Annotated in this window: 27 protein-coding genes and 1 riboswitch; of the genes, 2 read left to right on the forward strand and 25 right to left on the reverse strand. The window is 34.3% G+C overall.

The window, feature by feature from the left end:
* Positions 1-47: 47 nt before the first annotated feature.
* The 25 genes from AC3A54_RS14405 to AC3A54_RS14525 form a co-directional block, all read right to left on the reverse strand.
* The gene (locus AC3A54_RS14405) at positions 48-1229 is read right to left on the reverse strand and encodes a glycosyltransferase (protein ID WP_487654958.1); all 1182 of its coding nucleotides are present in this window, start codon (positions 1227-1229) and stop codon (positions 48-50) included.
* 37 nt (positions 1230-1266) lie between these two features.
* Positions 1267-2322, reverse strand: coding sequence for a glycosyltransferase family 2 protein (locus tag AC3A54_RS14410; protein ID WP_487654959.1), 1056 nt, complete (start codon positions 2320-2322; stop codon positions 1267-1269).
* A 33-nt stretch (positions 2323-2355) separates the two neighbouring features.
* Positions 2356-4149 carry an ABC transporter ATP-binding protein gene (locus AC3A54_RS14415; RefSeq protein ID WP_487654960.1) on the reverse strand — a complete coding sequence of 598 codons (1794 nt, stop codon included), beginning with the start codon at positions 4147-4149 and terminating at the stop codon, positions 2356-2358.
* Between the two features lie 238 nt (positions 4150-4387).
* The gene (locus AC3A54_RS14420) at positions 4388-5587 is read right to left on the reverse strand and encodes a glycosyltransferase (RefSeq protein WP_487654961.1); all 1200 of its coding nucleotides are present in this window, start codon (positions 5585-5587) and stop codon (positions 4388-4390) included.
* Positions 5588-5613: 26 nt separating this feature from the next.
* On the reverse strand, positions 5614-6246 hold the full coding sequence (locus AC3A54_RS14425; protein ID WP_487654962.1) for an acyltransferase: 633 nt from the start codon (positions 6244-6246) through the stop codon (positions 5614-5616).
* 24 nt (positions 6247-6270) lie between these two features.
* On the reverse strand, positions 6271-7005 hold the full coding sequence (locus AC3A54_RS14430) for a glycosyltransferase family 32 protein (RefSeq protein WP_487654963.1): 735 nt from the start codon (positions 7003-7005) through the stop codon (positions 6271-6273).
* Between the two features lie 10 nt (positions 7006-7015).
* Positions 7016-7369, reverse strand: a complete 354-nt coding sequence (locus tag AC3A54_RS14435) for a helix-turn-helix domain-containing protein (protein ID WP_487654964.1) — start codon at positions 7367-7369, stop codon at positions 7016-7018.
* A 31-nt stretch (positions 7370-7400) separates the two neighbouring features.
* A complete protein-coding gene (locus AC3A54_RS14440) occupies positions 7401-8588 on the reverse strand; it encodes a DegT/DnrJ/EryC1/StrS family aminotransferase (protein WP_487654965.1) in 1188 nt (395 codons plus the stop codon).
* The gene (locus tag AC3A54_RS14445; RefSeq protein WP_487654966.1) at positions 8572-9246 is read right to left on the reverse strand and encodes an acetyltransferase; all 675 of its coding nucleotides are present in this window, start codon (positions 9244-9246) and stop codon (positions 8572-8574) included. Before AC3A54_RS14445 ends, AC3A54_RS14440 begins: the two co-directional genes overlap by 17 nt.
* Positions 9246-9860 (reverse strand): sugar transferase, encoded by a 615-nt coding sequence (locus AC3A54_RS14450; RefSeq protein ID WP_487654967.1) that lies wholly within the window; start codon positions 9858-9860, stop codon positions 9246-9248. Before AC3A54_RS14450 ends, AC3A54_RS14445 begins: the two co-directional genes overlap by 1 nt.
* Positions 9861-9876: 16 nt before the next feature.
* On the reverse strand, positions 9877-10020 hold the full coding sequence (locus AC3A54_RS14455; protein ID WP_487654968.1) for a YwzD family small protein: 144 nt from the start codon (positions 10018-10020) through the stop codon (positions 9877-9879).
* 21 nt (positions 10021-10041) lie between these two features.
* A complete protein-coding gene (gene galE, locus AC3A54_RS14460) occupies positions 10042-11118 on the reverse strand; it encodes a UDP-glucose 4-epimerase GalE (RefSeq protein ID WP_487654969.1) in 1077 nt (358 codons plus the stop codon).
* 27 nt (positions 11119-11145) lie between these two features.
* Entirely contained in the window at positions 11146-12216 is a 1071-nt protein-coding gene (locus AC3A54_RS14465; protein ID WP_487654970.1) for an EpsG family protein, read from the reverse strand.
* Between the two features lie 31 nt (positions 12217-12247).
* Positions 12248-13132 (reverse strand): UTP--glucose-1-phosphate uridylyltransferase GalU, encoded by an 885-nt coding sequence (gene galU / locus AC3A54_RS14470; RefSeq protein WP_487654971.1) that lies wholly within the window; start codon positions 13130-13132, stop codon positions 12248-12250.
* Between the two features lie 14 nt (positions 13133-13146).
* The gene (locus tag AC3A54_RS14475; RefSeq protein WP_487654972.1) at positions 13147-14973 is read right to left on the reverse strand and encodes a polysaccharide biosynthesis protein; all 1827 of its coding nucleotides are present in this window, start codon (positions 14971-14973) and stop codon (positions 13147-13149) included.
* Between the two features lie 26 nt (positions 14974-14999).
* Entirely contained in the window at positions 15000-15140 is a 141-nt protein-coding gene (locus AC3A54_RS14480) for a hypothetical protein (RefSeq protein ID WP_487654973.1), read from the reverse strand.
* 258 nt (positions 15141-15398) lie between these two features.
* Positions 15399-16055, reverse strand: a complete 657-nt coding sequence (locus AC3A54_RS14485; RefSeq protein WP_487654974.1) for a CpsD/CapB family tyrosine-protein kinase — start codon at positions 16053-16055, stop codon at positions 15399-15401.
* Positions 16042-16749 (reverse strand): YveK family protein, encoded by a 708-nt coding sequence (locus AC3A54_RS14490; RefSeq protein ID WP_487654975.1) that lies wholly within the window; start codon positions 16747-16749, stop codon positions 16042-16044. The genes AC3A54_RS14485 and AC3A54_RS14490 overlap by 14 nt, the downstream gene beginning before the upstream one ends.
* A gap of 202 nt (positions 16750-16951) precedes the next feature.
* Positions 16952-18754, reverse strand: coding sequence for an ABC transporter ATP-binding protein (locus AC3A54_RS14495; RefSeq protein WP_487654976.1), 1803 nt, complete (start codon positions 18752-18754; stop codon positions 16952-16954).
* Positions 18751-19953: a nucleotidyltransferase domain-containing protein gene (locus tag AC3A54_RS14500; protein ID WP_487654977.1), complete on the reverse strand. Its 1203-nt coding sequence runs from the start codon at positions 19951-19953 to the stop codon at positions 18751-18753. The genes AC3A54_RS14495 and AC3A54_RS14500 overlap by 4 nt, the downstream gene beginning before the upstream one ends.
* Complete coding sequence (locus tag AC3A54_RS14505; RefSeq protein WP_487654978.1) at positions 19931-20431, reverse strand: lasso peptide biosynthesis B2 protein; 501 nt, start codon at positions 20429-20431, stop codon at positions 19931-19933. The genes AC3A54_RS14500 and AC3A54_RS14505 overlap by 23 nt, the downstream gene beginning before the upstream one ends.
* A gap of 43 nt (positions 20432-20474) precedes the next feature.
* Positions 20475-20765 carry a lasso peptide biosynthesis PqqD family chaperone gene (locus AC3A54_RS14510; RefSeq protein ID WP_487654979.1) on the reverse strand — a complete coding sequence of 97 codons (291 nt, stop codon included), beginning with the start codon at positions 20763-20765 and terminating at the stop codon, positions 20475-20477.
* A gap of 17 nt (positions 20766-20782) precedes the next feature.
* Positions 20783-21700, reverse strand: a complete 918-nt coding sequence (locus tag AC3A54_RS14515) for an aldolase (protein ID WP_487654980.1) — start codon at positions 21698-21700, stop codon at positions 20783-20785.
* A gap of 96 nt (positions 21701-21796) precedes the next feature.
* A complete protein-coding gene (locus AC3A54_RS14520; protein ID WP_335549031.1) occupies positions 21797-21928 on the reverse strand; it encodes a paeninodin family lasso peptide in 132 nt (43 codons plus the stop codon).
* Between the two features lie 15 nt (positions 21929-21943).
* Positions 21944-23878 (reverse strand): asparagine synthase-related protein, encoded by a 1935-nt coding sequence (locus tag AC3A54_RS14525; protein WP_487654981.1) that lies wholly within the window; start codon positions 23876-23878, stop codon positions 21944-21946.
* Positions 23879-24249: 371 nt separating this feature from the next.
* A riboswitch (SAM riboswitch) is annotated at positions 24250-24367 on the forward strand.
* A 139-nt stretch (positions 24368-24506) separates the two neighbouring features.
* Between AC3A54_RS14525 and AC3A54_RS14530 the strand changes: the two genes are divergently transcribed.
* Positions 24507-25619, forward strand: a complete 1113-nt coding sequence (locus AC3A54_RS14530) for a methionine biosynthesis PLP-dependent protein (protein ID WP_487654982.1) — start codon at positions 24507-24509, stop codon at positions 25617-25619.
* A complete protein-coding gene (gene metC / locus AC3A54_RS14535; RefSeq protein ID WP_487654983.1) occupies positions 25619-26806 on the forward strand; it encodes a cystathionine beta-lyase in 1188 nt (395 codons plus the stop codon). The genes AC3A54_RS14530 and metC overlap by 1 nt, the downstream gene beginning before the upstream one ends.
* Positions 26807-26808: the final 2 nt, after the last annotated feature.

Below are 26808 nucleotides of genomic sequence, written 5' to 3' on the forward strand. Positions count from 1 at the left end.
ATGCCCTCCTTTCAAAAGCTAAAAAGATTAGATAATTGATTTTTATCTCATGCTAGTTTTGCCTCAATTAAATCATGAATTTTTTTCATAATAACTTCCGGACTGTAATCTTTTAAAACATCAAATTTGTCCTTTTTTAATTGATTATATAAAGTATCATCTGTTAATAGAGTTACAATTCCCTTAAATAGACCTTCCGGAGACGGATCTACTAGTAAACCATTTGTCTTGTTGTGTATAAACTCCTCTGGTCCCATAGATCGTGCAACTGTAACAGGTGTATTTAGAGCAAGAGCCTCCAGTACCGTTATCGACAGTGATTCAACAAGAGATGGATGAACATATATGTATGCGCCCTTTATATAGGGGTAAGGATTGGGTTTTGCACCTAAAAGATAAATATAATTTTCTAATTGGTTCTTTTCTATACAACGTTCAATTTTCTCACGTTCTGTTCCATCACCTATGAGATACCATTTAATGCTATAACCACTATCAATTAACTTTCTGCAAGCATAGACACAATTAATCATACCTTTTTCTGGTGATAACCTACCTACACTCAGGAGTGTAATATTTCCATTAGTTTTAAATTCTTTACATGTTTCTTGATTTGCTTTCCAAATAATTTCATTAGTGTTAATCATATTAGGTATCATAGTGATTTTTTTACTAATTCCTTCAATATTATTTAATAACATCTCCTTGCAGCTATTCGAAACAGCAATAATCTTGTTAAAGTTACTAAATACCTTGATCAAACGTTTACCATACTTATCAGGATAATCATAGGTTCCGTGGTGCCACCAGGTTACTTTATTGTGACTATTAACTATATATCCAACGAATTCAGTACAGAAGCCGACTCGATAAGCAATAGCACAATCATACTTTTTGGATAACTTAAAAAGTGGTTTTGCAAGAGATAATGCATTGACACCTATAAACTTTTCAAGAAAGAATATAAATCTCAGACAAAGGGCGAACCAATTTCTATTAATGAGGTTTTCTAGTATACATTTTTTAAATGGACCATAAGTTTTTGATAAATCGTAATAAATAATATTTACCGCAGCTGGAACTTCGCTAGCATAGTCACCAATTCCTTCAAATAATACAAGGTCAACCTCATACATGTCGTAATTAAAACTTTTTAGTACATCAATAAGTGATTTTTCTACTCCACCAATATTTAGATGTCCATTTACAAACAAAACTTTTTTTTTCAAAGTTTAACCTCACAATAAAGAATTGTTTTTCTACTAATTATTTTTGTTTATTCAACAAGCCATTAATAAAATGAAGTTTATTAGACCTTTGGTTAATGATCCCTAGATTGTACAACTTAACCATTTTAAATTTTATAAGGAGGATCGCGACTTTCACCTTCCATGAAACATTAGGTATTTTAAAGTCATTAAATATATCTAATACTTTTGGATGATGCATGATTTCTTTTATCATTTGTATATTGTCTTCTTTGTCGTACCCAGAATACTTAATTTGTCCTAACATATTTAATGTAAAATACAGCATGTTTATCTTAATCTGTCTGGAGAAATCAAAATCCTCTATTTCTCCGAAATAATTTTTTAGACTTTCATTAATTTTAAGGTAAGCATTCCACTTTTTTTCATTAAATGTATTCGTCGTAGAGGTAGGATTGTAGAAGTAGTTATAATAATATTGTTCTTTCAGATAATAAAAATTAGTTGCGTGATACAGAATCTTCGAACCTAGAATAGAATCCTCACAATAATGTATATCTTCATCATAGTAAAGGTTATTTTTCCTGATGAATCCCAGATTAAACAAACATACCCAATTAGAAATCGTTGGCGGAAATTCGATATGATCAAACATGATTAAACATTGATATAGTTCATTTTTAATGTCCTCTTTTGAATAATAGCCACCACGGATAGGTTGTGTTCTTTTATCTTCATAATTGCTTGCTTTTTTCTTGTAATCACACATAATAAAATCTAGATTTAATTCTTCAACTTTTCTAACCATCTCCTGGTACATCACCGGTTCTATCCAATCATCTGAGTCAATAAAACTCACATAATTTCCTTTGGCCATTTTAATACCATCGTTTCTAGCTGCTGAAACTCTAGCATTCTTTTTGTGTATTACTTTTATTCGCTTATCCTTTTGAGCATATTCATCACAAATTTGACCAGATCTATCCTCGGAACCATCATTTATTAGAATTATTTCAAAATCTTGAAATGTCTGGTTTAAAATACTCTCCACACATCTAGGTAAATATTTTTCAACATTATAAACTGGGATTATCACACTGATTTTTGGTAGCATCCTTTTCCTCCTTTCTTAACTTTTTGGTATTTCTTAAATTGACTGTTTTAATCTGTTATCTACTGAAATTAATTTACCCTTATCTACTTTGAAAACTATGTCACAATTTTCAATAGTACTTAATCTATGAGCAATAATTATTAGTGTCTTTTCCCCTTTAAGACCGTCTATTGCCTTCATAATCTCTTTTTCTGTTTCATTATCTAAAGCAGATGTTGCCTCATCTAAAAAGATAATTTCGGGATTATGATACAATGCCCTAGCGATCCCAATTCGTTGACGTTGTCCTCCTGAGAGCCTTACTCCTCTCTCCCCTACAACAGTATCTAAACCTTCAGGAAGTGAATCTATAAAATCTTTTAACTGTGCATCATGAATTGCTCTTTTAATAGCTGATTCGTCAATATCTTTATCAGCAATTCCAAATGCCACATTTTTCCTTATAGTTTCATCTGATAAATAAATGGATTGCGGAATATAACCAATTTTATTTTGCCATATAGGTAGTAGTTCATTTAGCTCTTTACCATCAACTGTTAGTCGACCTTTCTCAGGTTCAAAAAGGCCAAGTATTAAATCAACTATAGTTGTTTTACCTGCTCCAGAAGTTCCAATAAATGCAACTGAATTCCCAATCGGAATAGTTAAAGATAAATTCTTAACGGAATATTCTCTATGATTTGGATAACGGAAATATACATTTTCCAAATTAATTGAATGTAGGAATGTCTTCTCATTAATATTCACCTTTACTGATCTTGGCTTAACAGTTGGCTCTTCTTGGATTCGAATTGTACCTTTATTATCATTTATCAAATCATCATAAACTACCGTTAAACCAGGTTTACTAAATCGAATTGATGATAGAGTAGCAACAATTCGATTTATTGAAGGCATTAGACGGAAAGCCGCCATAGCAAATAATGACATGGTACCCACTAGTGTAGATGAATCTGTCCCTTGAAAAACAAGAATAATCATCGTAATAAGGACAACAGATACTAATAATGTCTCAATAAAAAGCCTTGGTAATTGATCTAGTATACTTTTATAAATAGTATTACTTGCCATTATCTTACTTTGCTTTTCATACGAATCCACAAAATAGCTTTCTTTTCCTGAAACTTTTACTTCTTTACTTGCCCCTAATCCTTGATTTACCCATTTAATCATCTCACGGCCTACTCTTTGATTTTCCTTTCCTAAATAGGTAATCTTATTGCGGAAGATCCTAAAAAATATAAATACACTTCCACCCAACAATATACCTGAAGTAAGCGTAGCTACTGGCGCTGTAACTATTAATAAAGTAAGTATAGAAATGATCACCAGTATTTCAGTTAATAATTGAAAACTCGCTAATAAAATACCATCAAATACTTTCGGTACTTCTCCATTTATATTCCTGAGCAATTCCGCGGAATTTCGTTGTAAGTGAAATGAATATGGTTTTGTTAAATATTCTTTAAACAATGTACTTGATAGTTTTACTTTTTGATTGAAAATAACCCTATATTGTAAATAGTAAAATAACAATAGATAGGTATTTTTGATTATAAAAACTGTAAGTAATACGCCTACAGCAAATAAAATAAAAGTATTAGTCGAATGAAAGCTTAATGTTTTGTAAATATATGATAAAATCCATTGTTGATGTATTTTAGCTGGATCAGTAACAATTCCAACAAAAGGAACAATTAAACCAATTCCTGCCGTTTCAAAAATAGCTGCAATGATTAACATAAAAAAAAGTAATAAAAACTTTTTCTTATCTCTTTTATTAAAAAGAACCCATAGCTTTATTATTGTATCCTTCAATTTAGTCACACCTTAAAATTAATAAATAACAAATCAATAAATCATATCTAGTTACTTCAAACGCTTCATTTGTTCATTATAATGAACAACATTTCCAAAAAAATATATAACTTTACTATACCTACAATAGCATAAACTTTTAGTGATGTTTTTTTAAATTATAACTCTTAATTTGTTCTTTTTAAAGCACATTTCTTCGACATAAATCTACAGAATTTATTATGAAACTTCCTTCCATTCCTTTGATTTAACAAATAATTTTATATAGCTTTTCTAATTCATAAACATTACTATAATCCCTACTTCTTACATTGTTTACTAATGTATCCTTCAATTCTTGATTACGATAAAACTCATCTATTCCTCGAGCCAAACCTGAAACACTTAAATCACAAATGATTCCTTCAATTCCATTATCTATTTGGCTGGCTGCAGTGGGATAATTGGTAATTAGTATAGGTTTCCCTAGAATTTTCGCTTCAGACACAGTTACTGCTTTTCCTTCATACCTGGACGGTTGAACATATAAGTCACAATTTTTCATATATGGATAGGGATTTGTTTTTTTACCTAAAAGAATAAAACTATCGTTTAGATTGTGTTTGGTAATTAACTCTTTCAATTCCTTCTCGTATCCTCCATAGCCCACGATGTACCACTTAATATTTGTTAAACCCTTGTTATGCAGAAGTCTAAGAGCCTCTACTGCTAGGTCAAACCCTTTGACATAAGATAACCTGCCTACAGAAACAAGGTTAAAGGTTTGAGATTTTACCTGGGGAAGCGGTTGTTCCTCCTCAGCCATTTTCTTTATGAATTGCGGTGATGTAAGATTTTCTACAACTAACACTTTCTCCAGTAAAGTGGGATAGGTAGATATAAATGCATCCCTGCATGCATCCGAAACCGAAGCAATATAATCAAATTGATTCCAAACTTTCAGGTCCAGTTCATTATCAATTTCCAGCTTACTGTAATCAGTATGAACCCATGCAATTTTTTTCTTTGCTTTCACCTTATTTGCGATAATATCGTGTGGCCAGGCATAGCTAATTGCTACATCGTATTCTTTTTTTAGCTTTGGTATAAAGAAGGATGAGTATTTTTGCGTTAGCTGCATTTGTATATATCCTGCCCCCTCTTCCAGTTCTCTATTTTTGGCTTTTATTTTTGCTATGTACTTAGATAGAAGCCTAATAAAAGCTAATAGATAATGTCTTTCTTTAAGACAAAGAGTAACTGGTTTACGGAAAACAGTGTACTTTTCTACCTGAGGGAGAACGGTAGCCGAATTAGGAATTAAATTCATGAACTCGCCAACATGATGAAAGATTAAAAGATCAACATTGTATTTTTGATAATCAAAACTTTCTAACATATTAATTAAACTTCTTTCAATTCCGCCAATTTCCATATTATAAACAGAAATTAAAATATTCTTTTTCATCCTTTATCCTCACCTAAAAAGAAGTATTAAACAGTAAATTGCACTACCTTTTCTTTGCTTTTATAAGGTTTTATTTCTGTTTCTCTTTTATTTAGAAATATTGTATTAGGCGGTACGATTCCTTTAACGACACTGCCTGCTGCAATAACCACATTATCGCCAATGTGGGTATTCCTTAAGATTACGACATTCGATCCAATCCATACATTTTGGCCAATACTAACTTCTCCCCTTATTAAGTGATCAGATGTATTTTTTTTATAATTATGATCATGGTCATTAATGCAGACATTTGGGGCAATCTTTGTATTTTTTCCTATCGTAATTTTGTTAACGCAATTAATAGTACAGTTGTCATTAATAAAAACATTATTTCCTATTTGCAGAACTCCAGTAAAATCAATACGAATGCTCGCATTTTTTCTAATAAAAACAAACTTTCCTATATCCATCCTTGCCTGTTTATTAAAAATTTCTATTTTACTATTGGATTGAAGAGAAAAAATAGAAGACTGTATGTTCTTAAAATAAATAAACTTGTAAAACAGTCCTCTTATTATTCCGACTAAGTGGGATAGATTCATAAGAATCATAATAAAAAAACCCCGTTTTTTACCCTCGGATATCAAGGTTAAAATGATTTTCCTGGTTATATTCACCTTACCATTCTCCTTAAAAACTGCTTAACGATATATTTTTCTTAATCTAGCAATATTTTGACCACCTATTACCTTTGATAGGATTAATTTTATTTTTCCTTTTAATCTAACCTTGAATGGAAGCCAACTTTTATAAAAATGATGAATCGTATATGTTTTATCTGTAATGAATGTTTGGCAATTGATATAATCATATGGTGAAAAGTAAGTCTGAGGATAAAAAGCCCCCATTCCCTCTACTTCCTGAAACTGTCCATTTGTTTTCAGACCAATGTTTCTCAAAATCTTAGTGATAATTGCTACATTAGTTAATACGTTAAAATTTCCATCGGATTTTATGAAATGATTATCTTTATAGGTATCAAGAAACGCTTTAATTAACTTGTTACCTTTTTCTGCCCCTATCGTACTAGTAGCGATATAGTTTTCCTGTTCGAATCCCCAAAAGGAAGTATGGTGTAATAGATCATCAAAGGATTTAAAAACTTCTACGTCTGTATCTAGATAAATCCCCCCGTATTGATAAAGCACATACACTCGAACGTAATCACTTACAAATGCAAATTTACCTGCGTTGTATGCTTCTTTTACATATGAATTTAGATTGATATTAAAATTACTCTCATTCCATTCAATAATTTCATAATCTGGAAGATTTTCTTTCCAGCTTTCTATACATTTACTTACTACCTTGGGTTTCTCTTTCCCACCAAACCAACAATAATGAATGATCTTAGGTATCTTTTTTATATTCTCCATTTCGAATACCTCAATTTCGCTCTCCTCGTGAGTACTGATTTTTCCATTTTATAAATTCAAACACAGTTTTATATTCTTTAATTTGTTCTTTTTCGATTCCCGTTTCCTTTAATTCTGCAGCGAAATCAATTAAATCTTGGTCAACTCCATGTTGTAAGTCATTTGTTTTTATGGGACTCAAGAATGTATCTATTTCCATATCTAGCACTGCAGCAATTCTTTTTACAACCTCGATAGAAGGATTCCGATTTAGATTTCGTTCAATATTACTTAAATATGACTTAGATATTTTTGCACGTTTCGCTAATTCGGACAAAGTGATCCCCTTTTTCTTCCGAAATTCAAATATCGTATTTCCGATCACAACTCATACCCCGTTTATCATAAAGTAATTACTAACTACTAAACATCTCCGCTCTTTCCTTCCTTTTAATAACTGTTTGTTTAATATGGTGAATAACTGTTTCTATGTCCTCCTCCGTCATATTTGACCCTGACGGTAAGCACAACCCATTATTAAAGACTACTCCTGAAACACTCTCTTGCTCATTATGGGGAAAATATTTCATTCCTTTGAATACGGGTTGTAGATGAAGTGGCTTCCACACAGGCCTTGCTTCAATGTTTTCCTCGCTTAATGCTCTCAGTATATCTGTTACAGTGATTCCAGCCTCTTTCTCATTAATGGTAAGGGCTGTTAGCCATCGATTAGAATAGGTATCTTTTAACTCAGGCATAAACGTAAACCCAGATAGATTAGAAAGTTCATCATAGTACCGCTGAAAAGTAGCTCTTCTTGCAGCAATTCTTTCCTCCAATACTTCTAATTGTGCCCTTCCAATACCAGCTAAAATGTTACTCAATCGATAATTGAATCCGATTTGACTGTGTTGGTAATGTGGTGCAGCATCCCTTGCTTGTGTAGCTAAGAATCGCGCTTTCCGCATAGCTTCTCGATCGTTTGAAACCAGCATTCCGCCTCCAGAAGTGGTAATAATTTTATTTCCATTGAAGGAGAAGACCCCGAATTTTCCAAACGTTCCACTTGCTTTCCCCTTATACATGGCCCCAAGTGATTCTGCAGCATCTTCAATTATAGGAACTTCATAATGGTTGCAGATGCTTATAATTTCATCCATCTTGGCACTTTGGCCATACAAATTCACAACAATTACTGCCTTCGGGAGAGTACCATCCTCTATTGCATCCTCAAACGCCCGCTCTAAAGCCTGGGGTGACATATTCCAAGTTTCAGGTTCAGAATCGATAAAAATCGGCTCCGCTCCTTGATAAATAATCGGGTTGGCACTCGCAATAAAGGTAAGACTCGAGCAAAACACCTTATCTCCCTTTCCCACACCTAATAATAAAAGAGCCAGATGAATGGCAGCCGTTCCTGAGCTTACGGCCACTGCTTCATTGACTCCTACGTATTCTGCTATACCGGTTTCAAAGGCATCCACATTAGGTCCAAGAGGAGCAATCCAATTAGTTTGAAATGCTTCATTTATATATTTATGTTCCTTCCCACTCATATGCGGGGAAGAAAGATAAATTCTTTTTTTATTAGCTGTATTTATCAATTAATACACCTCTCTCTACACTTTTTTGATTGTAAGACTTCACTTTGGCAGGAATACCCACTGCCGTACAATATGGGGGTATATTATGTGTCACTGTCGCCCCGGCCCCGATAGTAGCCCATTTTCCAATTTTCACTTTAGGGATTATTGTGGAACCGGCTCCGGTAAGCACCCCTTCAGCCAATTGGACGGAGCCCGTAAGTGTAGAGTGGGGACACACATGTACAAAATCATCAATTACACAATCATGTTCGATTACCGAACCGGTGTTAATTATGCAATGATTTCCAATAACTGCATCGGCGTTAATGACAGCATGCGGCATAACAACCGTTCCAAAACCAATTTTTGCACTAGGGCTAATCGTTGCGGTTGGATGGGTAATTGTTGTTGCATAGTACTTTATTGGAATACTCAAATTCTGCACGATTGATTGTCTGACTTTATTGTCACCGATTGCAAAAATGAATTTAATATCTTCATAATATTTTGCTAGTACCTTTGCCCACAAAATAGGACCTTGTACTTGGTTCTTAATAAAATGAATTTCTTTATATTGGTCATCTAAATAACCAATAATTTTATTTTTTGGATTAGTAAGGATCATATCCGATATCACCTTACTATGTCCTCCATGGCCAATTATGATAAACCTCATCAATGCCCGCCTCCAACAGAGGAATTTTTTGAACCTGTAAAACTATCTACGGTAGCTTTACCTTGTTGGTTAATACCTTGCGAACTTAAGACTTTATAGATTGTTAGAAATAAAATTTTCATATCTAAAAAAAATGAACGGTTATGAACATACCAGACATCTAAATTAAATTTTTCTTCCCAGGATATGGAGTTTCGACCGTTTATCTGGGCCCATCCCGTAATCCCAGGTCGAACGTTGTGCCTTAAGGATTGCTCTTTTGTATAAAGTGGCAGATATTCTACAAGCAACGGTCTTGGTCCGACTAAGCTCAAATCCCCTTTTATGACATTCCATAATTGAGGATATTCATCTAGGCTGTATTTACGAAGAAATTTTCCAAAAGTAGTTAACCTAATGTAATCAGGTAGTAATTCCCCTTGATTGTCTTTTTCATCTGTCATCGTTCTGAACTTATATAAGTAAAAAGGTTTGCCAAATAAACCAGGCCGTACCTGCTTAAAGATGACTGGAGAACCTAGCTTCTTTTTAACTAACAACGCAATCACGATGAAGATGGAAGAAAGACCAAAAAACAGAATGAAAGAAACCGTTAAATCAAAAAGCCTCTTCATGTTTGGTCCCCCCGAGCTATTTGGAATCAGCTAATAATTGTTTTTTTATTTCTTCAATAAATTCTTTTACTTGCAGATTCTCTGTCTCTATTCCCTTAACATACATATTCTTCAAGATTGCTTGCAGCTTCTGTTGGGTGATATGTTCCGATATAGCCATCTTACTAACCTCTCTTAAGAATCATGATTTATTTCCAATAAAAAAGTCCTCACTTCCAATAAAGTGAGGACTTTCTATATCTTGAATTTTTTCATAACCATTTGGGTTTCTTAATTGCCATCGCCAAGCATCTTCACACATTTCGTTTATTCCTTTTTTAGCAACCCACCCAAGTTTCCTTTTTGCTTTCAATGGATCAGCAAAACAAACAGCTATATCACCTGGTCGCGGCTCCACTATTTTATACGGAATTTTCTTTCCTGAGGCTTTTTCAAAGGCACTTATCATTTCCAACACGCTATAACCTTTTCCCGTACCAAGATTATATACATCAATACCTGTTGAATATGTAATCGTTTCTAAAGCTTTTAAATGTCCTAATGCTAGATCAACAACATGAATATAATCCCTTACACCTGTTCCATCCTTTGTAGGATATTGATTACCAAAAATATTAAGCTCCTTTTGCTTTCCAATAGCCACTTGAGATATATATGGCATAAGATTATTTGGAACTCCATTCGGATCTTCTCCAATTAATCCACTTTCATGAGCTCCAATAGGGTTAAAATACCTCAAAATAGATATACTCCAGTTATGATCTGAAACGTATAAATCTTGTAACATTTCTTCAATCATAAGCTTTGTACGCCCATAAGGATTTAATGCTCCTAAAGGACTATCCTCAGAAATCGGGAATCGGTTAGGTGTTCCATATACCGTTGCTGATGAACTAAAAACCAATTTTTTTACATTGTATTTTTTCATTATCTTACAAAGGACAAGAGTACTGGTAATATTGTTATAAAAATAGTGAAGAGGAAGATACACAGATTCTCCAACTGCTTTTAATCCTGCAAAATGAATGACTGCTTCAATATTATTCTCTGAGAAAACCTCATCTAGACTATTTTTATCTAATAAATCGATATTATAAAATTTAAAAGGAGTACTTGTAATTTCTTTGATTCTATTAATGGCTTCAGGCTTACTATTCATAAAATTATCCAAGACCACAATTTCATAACCTGCATTCAGTAATTCAACACAGGTATGACTACCAATATAACCGGCTCCACCGGTGATTAATATCGCCATTATTTCCCCCCTAAACTAAATTGGTTTTTAACCAAAATAATTACTTGCATATTTAATATTTAAGTTGATTACACTTTCGTAGTAATAATAAGCAAAATAGCATAATACGATTGCATAATATACAAGCTTCTGATCCTTATTTCTGAATACCTTGACTACCCATGAAATTAAAATGATTTGGTAAAGTTCAAAATAAATATTAAATCTAGCAAAAATCCAGTTTCCAATTGAGATAATCATAAACGACAAACCAATGATCGCCATATTAATTACAACGTCACTATCTGGGTATATTTCCCTTAGTTTTTCTCTTCCAAAGAATGCTAGTACTATTGGAACGGCAAAAACAATTACCCTGAAGATATTTGCACCGCCTTCATTAAATTGGCTATAAACACCATATTGACTATCTTGTATGGCGGAAAATAGTACTTTTGAGAACTCATTGAAGCCCAATACTATAAGTACCGAAAACAGAAGTAGAATTACAGTCGCCTTCGACCAAGCTTTATATCTTACTAAAAAATATATGGGAATTAAGATCAATGCACTTTGATGGAAAAACGATGCAAAAATTACAACTATAATATATCTAAACTTTTTACCCTCAATTAAGTATTTCGTTGCAGAAAAGATAATAGCTGTTGCTAAACATTGTCTTATCCCGTTCATAGTGACTAAAAATAAGCCACCTGTTATATATACATAGGTGCTTAATTCAACTAATCTTGAATATTTGAATAAACCAATTAAAATTAGAGCATTAGTTATGACTGCAGTTGTAAATATGAGAATTTGTGGATCCTCTGAATAACTTTTAAGAATCATTTGTAGAATTCCAAATCCAATATCATCTTGAGACTTAACATACTCCCAAGTAAAATTATTAATTTTGAATGTATGAACATAGAATGGGGTATCCCCAATATTATTACGGAGCCCAGAAACTAAAATAAATGACACGATAGTCAAAAAAGCAAATAATTTATTAGGTTTTAATGACACCAATGAATCATTGAATACTAGGACTCTTGAAAAATAACGAGAAAGAATAGAACATAAAAAAACTATAGTAAGATTGATCCAGAGGACAGTCATACGATAGGTCCTTTCAGAGTTTTAAAAATCATTATGGTTTTTTAACTAGTTCTCTATCTAACGTTGAAGAGAGATAATCCAATAATTGACCTCTTAAATCCTTGTTCTTCAAAGCAAATTCAATTGTTGTTTGAATAAATCCCATTTTTTCCCCCACATCATACCGCGTACCTTCAAAGTCATATGCATAAACGGCTTCATAATGGTTCAAAGCAGCAATAGCATCGGTAAGTTGAATCTCTCCACCCGCCCCAGGTTCTTGTTTGCTTAATATGTCAAAAATCTTAGGACTTAAAATATATCGACCTAGAATGGCTAGATTTGAAGGAGCGTCTTCTTTTTTGGGCTTCTCCACTAAGCTATCGACACTATAGAAACGTTCACCTATACTTCTTCCGCCCACAATACCATATCTAGAAACTTGGTTGTCAGGTACTGTCTGCACCCCCAGTATAGAGGCATTATATCTTTCATATTGTTCTATCATTTGTTTTAAGCAGGGTTTCTCAGCTGTTACGATATCGTCACCTAACAGCACGGCAAATGGCTCATCTCCAATAAACTTTCTAGCACACCAAATGGCATGTCCCAAACCCTTAGGTTCTTTTTGACGGATATAATGAATATCCACCAGTTTGGAAGATTTTTGGACTTCGCTTAATAATTCAAATTTTCCTTTTTCAAATAAGTTGTTTTCTAGTTCAAAAGAGTGGTCAAAGTGATCTTCAATTGCTCTTTTCCCTTTCCCCGTTACAATAATAATATCTTCAATACCAGATTCCACAGCTTCCTCTACGATATATTGGATGGTTGGCTTGTCAACAATTGGCAGCATTTCTTTCGGCATGGCCTTTGTAGCAGGAAGAAATCTTGTTCCAAGTCCCGCAGCAGGAATAATTGCTTTTCTAACCTTCAATTTCTTACACTCCTTTAAATAGACATGGATATTTGAGGTTGCGTTAATACTTTATAATTTGCTAATAAGATGAGCCTTTCTCGTATCTCCTCTTTACTTAGACGGGAGTAACTAGAAATAATATCATTTATTTCTTCAGTTAGAATTTCCGAGGTTTTCCCAATATAAATCTTCGGATATATCTGTTCTTCATGAACTTCATCCTCTTTTAATAATTCTTCAAAAAGTTTTTCCCCAGGTCTAATTCCAGTATATTCAATTCCGATTTCATCAATAGAATTTCCAGATAGTTTGATTAAGTTTTTGGCCAAATCAACAATCTTGACTGGATCACCCATATCTAAGACAAATATTTCTCCCCCGTTCGCAAGAGCACCTGCTTGGAGAACCAATCTAGATGCTTCAGGAATGGTCATAAAGTAACGAATCATATCCGGATGCGTCACGGTTACAGGTCCGCCCTTTTCAATTTGTCTTTTAAATAATGGAATTACACTCCCCCTGCTTCCAAGGACATTTCCAAAACGAACCGTTACAAATTTAGTTGCACTTTCCTGGTCCATGTTTTGGATAATCATTTCTGCAAGCCTTTTTGAAGCACCCATGACACTGGTTGGATTAACTGCCTTGTCTGTTGAAATCATTACAAACGTTTTTATGCCATTCCAACTGGCAGACTTGGCAATAGTCATTGTTCCTATTATATTATTCTTTACAGCTTCTTCAGGATTAGCTTCCATTAATGGTACATGCTTATGAGCAGCAGCATGATAGACCGTATCTGGTTGGTATACACTCATTACCGACATCATTTTCTTTTCATCCTGTATATCAGCAATTACCGGGACAAATTGAATACCACTGTCTTTATATGTTTCTTTTAATTCCATTTCAATAGAATAGATACTGTTTTCACCGTGGCCTAATAAAATCAGCTGCTTTGGTTTAAAATTTGAAATTTGCCGGCAGATTTCGGAACCAATAGATCCTCCTGCTCCTGAAACTAACACAACTTTATCCTTGATGTTCTCCGATATGCTATTAATATCAAGGTCGATAGGTTCTCTGCCTAATAGGTCCTCAACTTGCACATCGCGAAATTGATTAACCGAAACTTTTCCTGTCATTAGATCTTCAAGCATGGGAAGAATTTGCGTTTTTGCCTCTGTTTTTGCACATTCTTGGAAAATACTATTAAGCTCTCTTTTGCTTAATGAAGGAATAGCAATTACAATATTCTCTATATCTAATTCCTTTACAGCTGCTTCAATCATTTTTGTCCCACCAATAACAGGTAGGCCTAAAATATCAAGTTTACGCTTTCTTTCATCATCATCAATAAAACCCACCGGTACTAAATCAGTGTGATTATTCTTTTGTAATTGTCTTACCACCATAGTCCCCGCCGACCCTGCTCCGATAATAAGAGTCCTCTTTTTATTATCCTTTTTATTAAGCTTTGAATCTCTTAGCATTCTCCAGCAAAACCGCGAACCCCCAATTAATGACATGTTAAGTAACCAAGTAACTGAAAGTAGTCGAAAGAATATTTCATGGATCACACCACGTTGTACTATTGCAGCAATGAGAATAGAGGTTGTAACCACTTTTAAAATACTTATTAGCTCACCTACACTGGCGTACTCCCAGGCTTTATTGTATAAATGAAATTTAAATGATAATAAAAGATGGCTGAACAAAATAACAAATGAACTTAAAACAATTGGGAAGGTAATCACTTGAATCGTTCCGTTAACAAAAAAACGGCTAACAAAAATAGCTGTTAAGACAATACATGAATCAATAATCACAAAAAGTGACATTCGTTGGCGATAGGTCATACATTCTCTCCTTTCCTAATTCACTATTAATCTACCCTCTGATGTCTTAACTTGATTGCATAATCTATTAGTTTTCTATTTTCCGCTAATTGTTCTTTAGTTGCCTCTTGATTGATGTACCTTATGGCCTTTTTATATGATTTTGGATAATCATTAATATCTTTCATGTCCAAACTCCTTCATTTTAAAATGGTTAAGTAAATGCACTTTAAATAAGAACACATACTTAACCATTTTAATTAAGTGTGGGCATCTAACCCGTCCTCACATCATACTATCGACGACTTGCGTCTAAGGTCCTTTACCCACAGCATGACCGAGTGCCTCCATGGATATCGGTAAGGAGACATCACCAATCTATAAAAGATGTATAATCGTACTCAATAAAGAACATCAGAGGAAAAATTAACCCTTTATTGTCTTATTTACTGATTCAGAACGACTCCAACTATTTTTGCTTTGGCGAATTCTAAAACTCTTTTTGCCTCAGCAGCCTTGGTTAATTTTGTCTTATTTTTCTGAATAACCAATACTACTCCATCACACTGATTAGCTAGAAGTCTAGTATCGGTTACTTCAAGAACTGCTTGAGAATCAATCAAAACAACATCGTACAATTGTTTCACTTTGCTTAACAATTCTTCCATCATTTGTGAACCTAGCAATTCCACCGGGTTCAATGGGACAATTCCACTCGGGAGAAGATCAAGCCTCCAAGTCTCAGTATGGTAAACAGCCTCATTGAAGGACAGCCTACCTGTTAAGACGTCTGTTAATCCATTCGAATTTTGTGCTTTAAAAAATGTATGTAAAGCAGGTTTTCTAAGATTTGCATCAATGACTAAAACTTTTTTTTTCTGTTGTGCGATAGACACGGCTAAATTTGCTGTGATTGTAGATTTCCCTTCCATGTCACAAGGCGAAGTAATTAGAAAAGTTTGACTTTTTTGATCAGACATTACAAATTTTATATTTGTTTGAATCATTCGGTATTGTTCCGAAATGACAGATTCAGGATAAGAATTAGTTATAATTGTCCTTTTTTTAGATTCAGCTAACAATTTCCGTTTACTTATAGCCAATCGTCTCCCCCCTCACATCAAGTTGAATTTTATTGGTCTTTCTTTTTACATTCCTTTTGTTCACTTTCGACACTCCCCCTAGAACTGGAAGCTCAAGGAATAATTCAATTTCATTTTTAGACCGAATCTTATCGTCTAAAGACTCTAAGAAAAATATCAGTCCAAAACCTGCAACAAAACCTCCAATAATTGCTAAGTACAATTTATTATTACTTTTAGGGTTTATGGGAACATTTCTTACTTTTGCTTTAGATAATATACGAACATAATCATTGGTTGAATATTCCGGCACTTTCCCAATGAATACTTCAGCTGTTGTGTCTGCAATTTTTGCTGCCATGCTGGCCTCAGAATAAATAACACTAATACTTACCACCTGAGTTTCATCAACACTTGAAACACTAATTTTTCCAGCTAAGGAGTCTGCCGTTTCATTTAATTTCAACTTTTCAATCACATTATCTAACACAGCTGAATCTCTTATAATTACTTGTAGTGTTTTTTGTCCTTTTGCATCTGCATCAAAAATAATCTTAGTGGATGATTGAAACAGTGGAACAGATGTTGAACTATTTAGAAATCCGCCCACTATACTTGCAAGTAAAACTGCCCCAACAAGAATCCAAATGCGCCGCTTTACAACAAGAAATATTTCCAATAAATTTATATCTTTAGCTTTATGAGTTGGATTCACAATATCACCTTTACTTTAAGATTTTTCATTCAATTAAGAACTGCGGGTTCTAAATAAAGAACGAGTTTTCAAAAAAAATTTACGTTGCCTAAGTTATGTCTACTTATCCATATAGTAGTTCTTTATATAGAACAAGTCAATAGAAATTCTTCCTTTTATTACCCTCTCAAAAGTAGGTGACTGAATTATAAAATACACCTTTTTACATACTGACTTCCATCTGTTTTCTGAGCATCGTACTAAATACACCTTTTTTTTCATTGGCTAGTTGATTATACTGACCTTGTTGGACTATCTCCCCGTTATCTAAGACAATTACTTGGTCAGCATTTCGAATGGTTGATAGCCTATGGGCGATCACTATTATAGTCATTTTACCTTTTAGTCTCTCAATTGCTTCCTGAATTTTGAACTCATTTTCTGTGTCTAAAGAACTTGTTGCCTCGTCTAAAACTAGTATAGAGGGATTACGTAGGAGAGCACGTGCTAATACAAGTCTTTGGCGTTCTCCACCGGACAACCTAACACCTCTATCACCTACAGTTGTATCTAGCCCTAATGGTAACTTTCTTACAAACTCAGCAACAGATGAAAGCTCTAATGCTTCCCATATTTGCTCTTCAGTTGAATTAGGTTCCATCATAAGTAGGTTTTCTCTTATACTTCCATTAAAAAGGAATGGATCTTGGGGAACGTAACTAATAGATTTTCTAAATGAATATAAATTACTACTTGATAAAGGTTTCCCATCTATAAATATTGTTCCCTTTTCAGGTTGTAAAAGTCCCATTATGATATCAATTAAAGTACTTTTCCCTGCCCCTGATTGGCCAACAACTGCGGTCATAGTATTGGAGAATATTTTAAATGATGCATTTTTTATTGCGAAAATTTTCTCTTCACAATTATATCGAAAACAGATATCCTTACACTCAATACCTTTTTTTATCATAATTGGAAATCTTTCACCAAAAATAAGATTAGAATCTTTTAATTCCCTTGCAATTATACTCTCTTCTTGTAATTCTCTTATTGATGTAAAAGCAGGAAGGTTTGCAGCAATTTGTTCCACATTTGACTGAATCCCAGAAAATCTCGGCCACAATCTAGAAAATATTAAAACAATTAGTAATAATTGTTCTGGCTTGGCTTTAAATACTTCCACCGATAAAAAAATGAGAATAGCAATTAAAATAGCTGATGAAAATTTATAAAAGAATTGCGAATTATTTTTTAATTTAACCTGTTCAATTTTTTCCTTCTCAATTTCATGACACCACGACCGTAACAATCCTATACGCGATTCCTCTAATATATTACTTTTTATTTCTTTTATTCCGTTAAAATTATCTGTAATTTCCCCTAGATATTTTTTTGCTATTTTAGTGGTTTTTCCACCTAAAACCCTTGACTGTACCACAAATCTTTTTGAAAAATATGCAAGTATTAAACTACTAACTAAAACGAATAGAGTTATTTTCACAGAAAGCCACAAAGCAACACCCAACTGGATCATTGTAAATATTAATGAAGTAATTAACTGTAGAAAAAGGTTAGTTCCGGCACTTACACGTCCAAGTTCATCTGTTAAAGAATTAATTAAATCAGACTTCCTTTTTTTCATTAAAAAAGCCCAATCTGCTTCTAAAAGAATTCGATACGTTTCTAATCTTAAGTTATTTATAAACCCAATTTGTATTTTTATATTATTTAGAACCACTTTTTTTTGTATAACTCCCTGACCAACAACCAATAGGATATAGATACAAAGTATTATAGATAAACTCTGGGTTTTAGGATATTTATCAAGCAATTCATGTATTGCTGGTATAGGAGCAGAATGTATGTTTACGGTTAAAATTCCAATCGTGCTGATCATGGGAATTAACAAAACAATCCCTAACCCTTCAAGGAAACTTATTAATACCATACCAATAAGATTAAAATATAGTTTTTTTCCAGCAAAAGCTTGTAAAGATTTAGTAAAATAAAATAGATGTTTCACTTGATATCCTCCTGAGTGAAAGCAAATTTCCTAACTCTCCTCCATACCCATAGGAGTGGGCGTAATGGGAAATATAAAAAGTGTACCTTTTTTGGTAATGGCAATGTTATAGCATCCTCATGGTATGGATAAAGAAAGCTTAAAATAAATAATAATTTATGCTGAAAGGACATTAATGAAAATAGATGATATTTATGGTATTTAGATACTTCAATAGTAAGTGGCTCTGAATGCAAATTAATCATTTGTTTAATATAAAACAATGCATCATGAGCTAACTTTCTTGACCTTTTACCGGTTGCTATTTGACTAATTTCTCCTTTTAATTCAGTACCTATTAATTGAGAAGTTAATATGGCAGCTTGCCCACATAAATGAAGGGTTTTATATTTTTGCATTAACTTAAGTGTTTGTTTTACACAAATCTCTTGTTTCAATAATTGGCTAATATCTACTAACCAACGAAGTCTTGACCACCCATGTCGAGCACCATGTGTAACCAAGAAATAAAATAGATCCTCACGCCCTAAATAATAAACCGGAGAACTAAATAGCGAACATTTTCTTTTTCGTTTCCACATTTCATAAAAGCTAGGTTCCTTTGACGGTCCAGGATTAAGTCTCCAATGTACTTCAAGCTTAATGCCTTTTTCATAATTGTAAAAAGCTACATGGTGATGCCTCCATTTCCAGTCTCCTAGTACTGTTTGTATATAATCATCCTTTACATAGCCATTCTCCTTAAGGAGAGTTTCCATTTTCCCCAAATCACATTGTGGGATAAGTAGATCAATATCATTACATGTCCGAAGGGAGATATCCGAATAAAGCTCTGAAGAAAGTATTGGACCTTTTAAAAAAAGGGTCTGAATCTCATGTTCATCTAATAGTTTTCCTAGCCGCTCCATTTCCCCGCTCATCAATAACATTTGGAAAGTATTCTTTTTATACAATTCATATAATGTTTTTTGTACATGTGAAGGAATGGCATTCTCACCAATATTTTTTATTTTTTTATAAATAATTGGGTAAACTCGATGATGCTTAACTAATTCAATAAATAGACTCCAATCAATATCTTTAAACATACCCTCTATTAACTGTAGTTCTTTATAGTCTTTATCCATCCTCAAAATACCAAGTAGTAATTTTAACTCGTTTGAAAAGCCGGATACATCAAGATTGGGTTTGGTTTTCATTTAGTTCCCCTTCATTTTGGTTACTGAATAGTTTTGCGATCTTACAAACAACAGCAAACTTGTTCATTTCTTCTGCACCAGTTAAATAATAATTCCCACTTCGTAACCATGCATGCGCAATCAATTTGCCGTTTCTATCTTTATTTGTTCCTAAGTAAAGTATGCTTTCAATCCGACGCTTCTCTAGCATTTTCATAGCTGCTATTGCTTTTACTAAACATTGACTTTCCCAAAGTGTAAATCTACTCATTAAATGGATAGCGGAGGATATCTCCTCTAATAACTTTCTATTAGAATTAGAATCAAAATTATTAATTGAGGTTTTATCCATATACACACCTAATATGGGAATAATCTTTGAAAAAGGTAAAGATTTAAGTAGGCGAGCGTATCCTAAATAAAAAAGTGCCTCTAAAAGTAGCAACCTCATTTCATTATCAAACAGTAAGAATTTCTTTATTTTTCTAAAAATATACATGAAAGCTACCTCAATTAAACAATTTCCAATATTAAACTTTCGATTATATAAACTTTACCAATCCTTCCTTCAATAAATCATGTAAGAAATCAATCACCTGAATCTCACATTCTGCTTGTTCAACCTCATATTTTGATAATAATGCTGTAACTAGTTCTTTAACCAATATGGGTTTTTCTAATAATCCCCATATATCCCCACCTATATCCCCTAGGTTATAATATTTCCCGTTAGTAATACTAAGCATCACCTTTTCCCCATCCATATCACTTACTAACTGCTTTTGACTTTGTACTATTGTAGAACGAGTTGTCACCTTTAGAGTATTTATCATAATATTTTAAGTCCCTCCTATTTGATAGTATTTAAAATTAAAGTTAATAGATTTTGAGCTGTAAATGTCGAAGTTGGGCGTTGTAATTTAAAGATTTCTATATTACTTAAGACTCTAGATGAATATGTAAAGTGCCATTCTTCTAAACCAAGACGCCTGATTAATGACTTTCGGTACGTATGATTTAACAAAGTCAGAAAACACTCCAACTTTCCAATTTTATGCATCTCAATTTCTTCATTATGTGTTTTTACTAGTTCAAATATCCCTGCTAGTGGTAAGGGTTTCTCACAGAACTTTGTTGGAATGGGTACTGCATATTTTGTTTCCCTATCAAATAAAGGCTTTAGATCGGCTGTATCCATACCAAATTGATCTAAACTCTCATGCCACAACTTTTGCTGTGGAAAAGAAGGAATAACATGAGGAATATTATCGTTTGATAATGAAACAGCAATAACGTCATCACTCAATAGTTTGTATCCATTGTTTAAAAAGGCTGCAGCCAATGTAGACTTCCCAGCACCCGACTCACCAATAAAAGCATATGCCTCCCCATTGATTTCAACAGCACTTCCATGTAATGGTAATAACCTATTTTGCAGCAAAATGGCTCCCATACATGTACCAAGGATGTACAGTCGGATCTTCCCAAGATCTGCACCATTTATTGGGCAGACAATGATTTTTTTGCTATTTTGTATACAAAACGTCGCAGTATCAGGGATTTGAAACATTATGAAGTCATCTTTAACAATGAATACTGCTTCAGGGTATGATAATCTATTCCAGGTTTCGGACAAATCACCATATTTAATTTCTAAATCCACATTATCTTCTATGTTGCTACATTGGTCTAACTCTGGAAGGAGGATATCACTTGAAATCCTTAGGCCAAATGCTGTGTAAACCGTTCTTTTCTCGGTTCCAATCATAAATTTCACTCCAACTTATTCTCTATGTGATAAAAAACCCTTATACTTTTTCATATGTATAAGGGCGTGCTAATAACCTTAATTTTGAATAATTATTTAACTGTGGTGAAGTGCTCCTCTTTCATCCTCATCTTCGTATACCTGATCAACAATAGCTATACCTGGGCCAGCCATTGTCATTTTAATATCTAGTACTTCTAATGTAGGCGCTTGCCAATTCTTTTTCATAAAACTCACCTCCTTTCAATTAATGGTATTTAAAAATCGAGTGATAATTAGACTTCGCATTAATATTCTAAAATCAGGATTAAATGCATACTCTGGACGTGGTTCGTCCTTGATCTTGGTTAGTGCATCCTTAATTACCTCCATATTTAGGAATTCTGAGGCTAATGGATTTACACTAACCTGTCTAAGCTCTTCAATAAATTCATTCCAAGAAGGCTTCATTCGATGTACCACATCTGCAGCTTGTATTCCCCTAACACGTTGATTTAACCTAACATCATCAGGAAGATAGGTATTTGTTGCCCTACGGATAAGTGCTCTATCTAATCCATTCTGAACAAATTGTTCAATAGGAGTGGATAAGCAAAAGCGAATAACTCGTAAATCATTTGTAGGATCGTGGCTCTGTACTGAATAACGTAATGATAATTTTGTCCCACTGGTACCTGTTGTGTTCCATAAATTTATTTGTCCAAAATGATTTCCTCGTATTTCATGTATATTACGAGCTATGGAATTTCCAGTGTTTAAACCAGATTCCTCTAATGCAGAAAAAACATTAGTTTTCTTGGCAAATTCAGAATTAATTAATACTGGCAGGTCGTATTGGTATTTTGGAGGAAATAGATCTTTTAGAAGTGGGAATGCCTTTTTTCCAACTACTTTTAAGATTTTAGATCTTTCCGCACCAATATTTTTACTATATATATTTACTTCACGAAAGAGCCGATACAGGTTAAACTTCTTTAATAGAAATGCATAATAGTCTAATGCAGGCCCCCAAGAGATGGTAAAGTTTCCTCTTGCTCCTCCTAATAGCACTCCTATCCCATCCTGTTGTGCTTTTTCATAAATTCCTTTAACCCATATTGAATTTTCGAAAAATTTGTAAGGCATTTCCATAGTTTCAAGCCAATCATCAATTTCTGAGTAGGGGGTTTTTCCTTTAAAGTCCAAATACTGCTCTGTAATATTACCAACATATTGGACCGTTGACTGTATGTACGGTCTCTCGTCAGCCATTGTATGAGCCCGTGTCCAATCTAAAAAGTCATCAACAGGTACAGAACTATACGTATGTAATTTCCTATTTTTCTCACTCAAAGCTTTGGCTGCAAAACTAACAACTGTACTTGAATCTAACCCTCCACTTAAATGTGCACCCACACGACGATGTGTTCGGAGTCTTGATCTTACAGCTTTATCGACTACATCCCTAAAAGCTTCTTCGTAATCTTCATTAGTTTTTAGTCCTAAATCTGTAATTTCAATTACATTAAATTTTGAGATTGTAATTCGCCCGTTTGATACTGAAATTGTATGTGAAGGAGGTAGTTGTTCTAAGTCTTTATAGACCGTTGAAGATGGATCTATGTTGTCAATCATGTTTGAGATAGCAAGATATTCTGCTAACCAATGTTCATTTAATTTTTTCTGAATATATGGTAAGGAAAATAATGGTTTAATCGTTGTGCAAAAAACAACCCTTTGTTTGTCTCGAAAAAGATAAAGGGTCCTGGCACCGGAAAAATCCCTCGCACCAAATAGTTTTTGCTTTGTTTCATCCCAAATCATAAAGGCGAAGTCTCCAATTAGGAATTTCGGACAGTCTTCTCCCCATTTATGATAAGAAAGCAAAATCAATTCACTATCAGTGATCTCTTTTCTTTTCCTTTTATCAACTTGTAATCTCTCAAACAATTCATCCCTATTATCAATAATTGCATCAGCGGTAATGGCTAACTTCCGTTGATGGTCATAGTAAGGAAGTTTTTCACCAACTGATTCCGGTGTAATCCACTGTGCATGGCAGCCAAGGAAGACTTTGTCGTTATGCCAAGTTTGAATATCATCGGCCGGATATTTTTCTAATTCTTTCATCATCCGGTTTCCTTGCTCTAGATTGATAGGTTCATTATTTAAATGATATATTCCGGCTATTGCGCTCATCTTTTCCTCCTGCCAATCAAAAAAATTCATAGCATTTATTATTTTCAACTTCATTATTAGTTCACTAAAAAGAACAGTAAGACCACACTTAATTATCAGGAATCATATCTAATCCGATATACCTGAAATTTAGTATAATTAAGTTTTTAAACTGTCGTTCTATGTAACTTATTACCCAGATTAGTTCTTTATCAAGAACGTTCGTTATAACTAATAATAAATCCATAAACTATTACTGTCAATAAATTTTAAGATAATAAATTAAATATTTTGTCCTCTCCGTTATAACTAAAGTTTCCTCATTAAGATAAAAACAAATTGACATCCCCCCCAATTTGTAGTAAATTTTATAAATAATCTAAATAATTGATTTCTTATCAAGAGAGGTTGAGGGAATGGCCCTGCGACGCCTCAGCAACCTTCAAAGAACGATCCGTTCATTGAAAAGGTGCTAAGTCCTGCAAATTTTACTAATTTGCAAGATAAGAAGAATGACAATTTGGTCGTACGTACAAAAGTCTTCTTCTTATAAGAAGACTTTTTTTATTTATCTGAAAGCTTTAGCGCCCTGTAGCGTTAAAGTTAGCAAACTAACTCTAATTACAACAAACTTTAAGGAGTGTGCGTTATGTACAAAATTGACACAAAACTAGCCCAAATTGGAAACCGCAGCGAGACAGCGACAGGTACAGTGAACCCGCCTGTTTATTTTTCTACTGCTTATCGACACGAAGGCATCGGGCAATCAACAGGGTTTGACTATAGTCGAACAGGGAACCCAACGCGTCAGCTCCTGGAAAAAACGATTGCTGATTTAGAATCAGGTGATCAAGGCTTTGCCTGCAGTTCAGGTATGGCTGCTATTTTCACAATTCTTTCCTTATTTCAATCGGGAGATGAATGGCTTGTTAGCGAAGATTTATATGGCGGTACCTATCGCTTATTAGAACAAGGCTTTAAAAAATGGGGATTAAACACTCAATATGTAAATACCTGTTGTCCGGAAGAAATCGAAGGGAAGATTACTCCACAAACAAAGGCCATTTTTTTGGAGACTCCTACTAATCCCCTCATGCAGCAATCGGACATTGCCGCTGTTTCTCAAATTGCAAAGGAGCACGGAATACTCTTGATTGTTGATAATACCTTCTATACTCCACTATTACAGCAACCCATTAAGCTCGGGGCTGATATCGTTATTCATAGTGCAACGAAGTACCTGGGTGGTCATAACGACGTACTTGCAGGATTGATTGTTGCTAAAGGAAAGGAACTATGTGAAGCATTAGCTTTTCATCATAACGGTGCGGGTGCCGTACTTAGCCCATTTGACTCCTGGCTGTTAATGCGCGGAATGAAAACTCTATCGCTTAGAATGGAAAGACACGAAAAGAATGCAAAAGCTGTGGTAGAGTATCTTTCTAATCATGAAGATGTGACAGATGTTCTATATCCTGGACGCGGTGGAATGGTTTCTTTCCGAGTAAAAGATGAAGCATGGGTGAATCCATTCCTACAAGGATTATCGCTCATTACGTTTGCAGAAAGTCTCGGTGGAACGGAAAGCTTTATTACGTATCCTGCTACACAAACACATGCGGATATTCCGGAAGAAATACGAATTCAATCTGGAGTTTGTAATCGTTTATTACGTTTTTCCGTTGGGATTGAAGATCCTCAAGACTTAATTGAAGACTTGAAAAAGGCGTTCGAGAACGTGAAAGAAGGAGTGATTGTGTAATGTCACACGAGGAATACACCTTTGAAACAAGGCTTCTTCATAATCAGCATAAAGTGGACCCGACAACGGGTGCTGTTAGTGTGCCCATTCAGCATGCATCCACCTTCCACCAATTTGATTTCGACCAGTTCGGTAAATACGATTATGGCCGCAGCTTAAATCCAACAAGGGAAGCATTGGAAGATGTGATTGCAGAGCTGGAGGGTGGTTTAAAAGGCTTTGCTTTTTCATCTGGTATGGCCGCCATTTCGACAGCCTTCCTTCTGCTTTCCGCTGGTGATCATATTGTCATTACTGAAGATGTATATGGCGGTACGTTTCGGATGGTCACACAGGTCCTTTCCCGGTTCAGTATTGAACATACCTTTGTGGATATGACCAATTTAGACGAAGTAAAACAAGCGATTTTGCCGAATACAAAAGCATTTTATGTGGAAACACCCTCCAATCCATTAATGAAAGTGACTGATATTGAGGCAATTAGCAGTTTAGCAAAGGAAATTGGCGCGTTAACCTTTGTTGATAATACGTTTCTTACCCCTTCTCATCAAAAGCCTTTGGAATTAGGGGCTGATGTAGTCCTGCATAGCGCAACGAAATTTTTATCTGGGCATAGTGATGTCGTTGCGGGTCTCGCTGTGGTTAAGGATGAAGACTTGGCGAAAAGATTAGGCTTTTTACAGAATGGATTTGGTGCTATATTGGGCGTCCAGGATGCCTGGCTCGTACTAAGAGGGATAAAGACACTTCACGTTCGGCTAGAACAATCACAGAAATCAGCTATTAAACTCGCAAAATTTTTAGATGAACATCCGCTTGTGAAAAAGGTGCATTATCCTGGGCTCGAAAGTCACCCTCAATATCACATCCAGAACAAGCAAGCAGCGGGGCCGGGAGCTGTCTTATCGTTTGAATTAGAAAGTGAAGATGCGCTTCGAACCTTTTTGGCTAATGTAGAAATCCCTGTTTTCGCTGTCAGCCTTGGAGCAGTCGAATCAATTCTTTCTTATCCAGCGAAAATGTCACATGCCGCCATGCCGCAAGAGGAAAGAGAAAAACGCGGGATTACTAATAGCCTCGTCCGACTATCGGTTGGACTAGAAAATCCAGATGATTTAATCAAGGATTTTTCCCAAGCGTTTGAAAAAGTTAATCGAAGTCAATTAGTATTCGAGCGGGGAGAATAGTG

It is taken from the genome of Neobacillus sp. Soil_C_43 (assembly GCF_057656715.1).

Coding starts and splice junctions, on each gene's coding strand:
- AC3A54_RS14465 (WP_487654970.1), bottom strand. CDS start 12,216: ATGACTGTCCTCTGGATCAATCTTACTATAGTTTTTTTATGTTCTATT.
- AC3A54_RS14430 (WP_487654963.1), bottom strand. CDS start 7,005: ATGGAGAATATAAAAAAGATACCTAAGATCATTCATTATTGTTGGTTT.
- AC3A54_RS14445 (WP_487654966.1), bottom strand. CDS start 9,246: ATGAGGTTTATCATAATTGGCCATGGAGGACATAGTAAGGTGATATCG.
- AC3A54_RS14505 (WP_487654978.1), bottom strand. CDS start 20,431: ATGTATATTTTTAGAAAAATAAAGAAATTCTTACTGTTTGATAATGAA.
- AC3A54_RS14480 (WP_487654973.1), bottom strand. CDS start 15,140: ATGAAAGATATTAATGATTATCCAAAATCATATAAAAAGGCCATAAGG.
- AC3A54_RS14410 (WP_487654959.1), bottom strand. CDS start 2,322: ATGCTACCAAAAATCAGTGTGATAATCCCAGTTTATAATGTTGAAAAA.
- AC3A54_RS14455 (WP_487654968.1), bottom strand. CDS start 10,020: ATGGCTATATCGGAACATATCACCCAACAGAAGCTGCAAGCAATCTTG.
- AC3A54_RS14450 (WP_487654967.1), bottom strand. CDS start 9,860: ATGAAGAGGCTTTTTGATTTAACGGTTTCTTTCATTCTGTTTTTTGGT.
- AC3A54_RS14530 (WP_487654982.1), top strand. CDS start 24,507: ATGTACAAAATTGACACAAAACTAGCCCAAATTGGAAACCGCAGCGAG.
- AC3A54_RS14525 (WP_487654981.1), bottom strand. CDS start 23,878: ATGAGCGCAATAGCCGGAATATATCATTTAAATAATGAACCTATCAAT.
- AC3A54_RS14420 (WP_487654961.1), bottom strand. CDS start 5,587: ATGAAAAAGAATATTTTAATTTCTGTTTATAATATGGAAATTGGCGGA.
- AC3A54_RS14475 (WP_487654972.1), bottom strand. CDS start 14,973: ATGACCTATCGCCAACGAATGTCACTTTTTGTGATTATTGATTCATGT.
- AC3A54_RS14510 (WP_487654979.1), bottom strand. CDS start 20,765: ATGATAAATACTCTAAAGGTGACAACTCGTTCTACAATAGTACAAAGT.
- galE (WP_487654969.1), bottom strand. CDS start 11,118: ATGGCGATATTAATCACCGGTGGAGCCGGTTATATTGGTAGTCATACC.
- AC3A54_RS14515 (WP_487654980.1), bottom strand. CDS start 21,700: ATGATTGGAACCGAGAAAAGAACGGTTTACACAGCATTTGGCCTAAGG.
- metC (WP_487654983.1), top strand. CDS start 25,619: ATGTCACACGAGGAATACACCTTTGAAACAAGGCTTCTTCATAATCAG.
- AC3A54_RS14500 (WP_487654977.1), bottom strand. CDS start 19,953: ATGAAAACCAAACCCAATCTTGATGTATCCGGCTTTTCAAACGAGTTA.
- AC3A54_RS14520 (WP_335549031.1), bottom strand. CDS start 21,928: ATGAAAAAGAATTGGCAAGCGCCTACATTAGAAGTACTAGATATTAAA.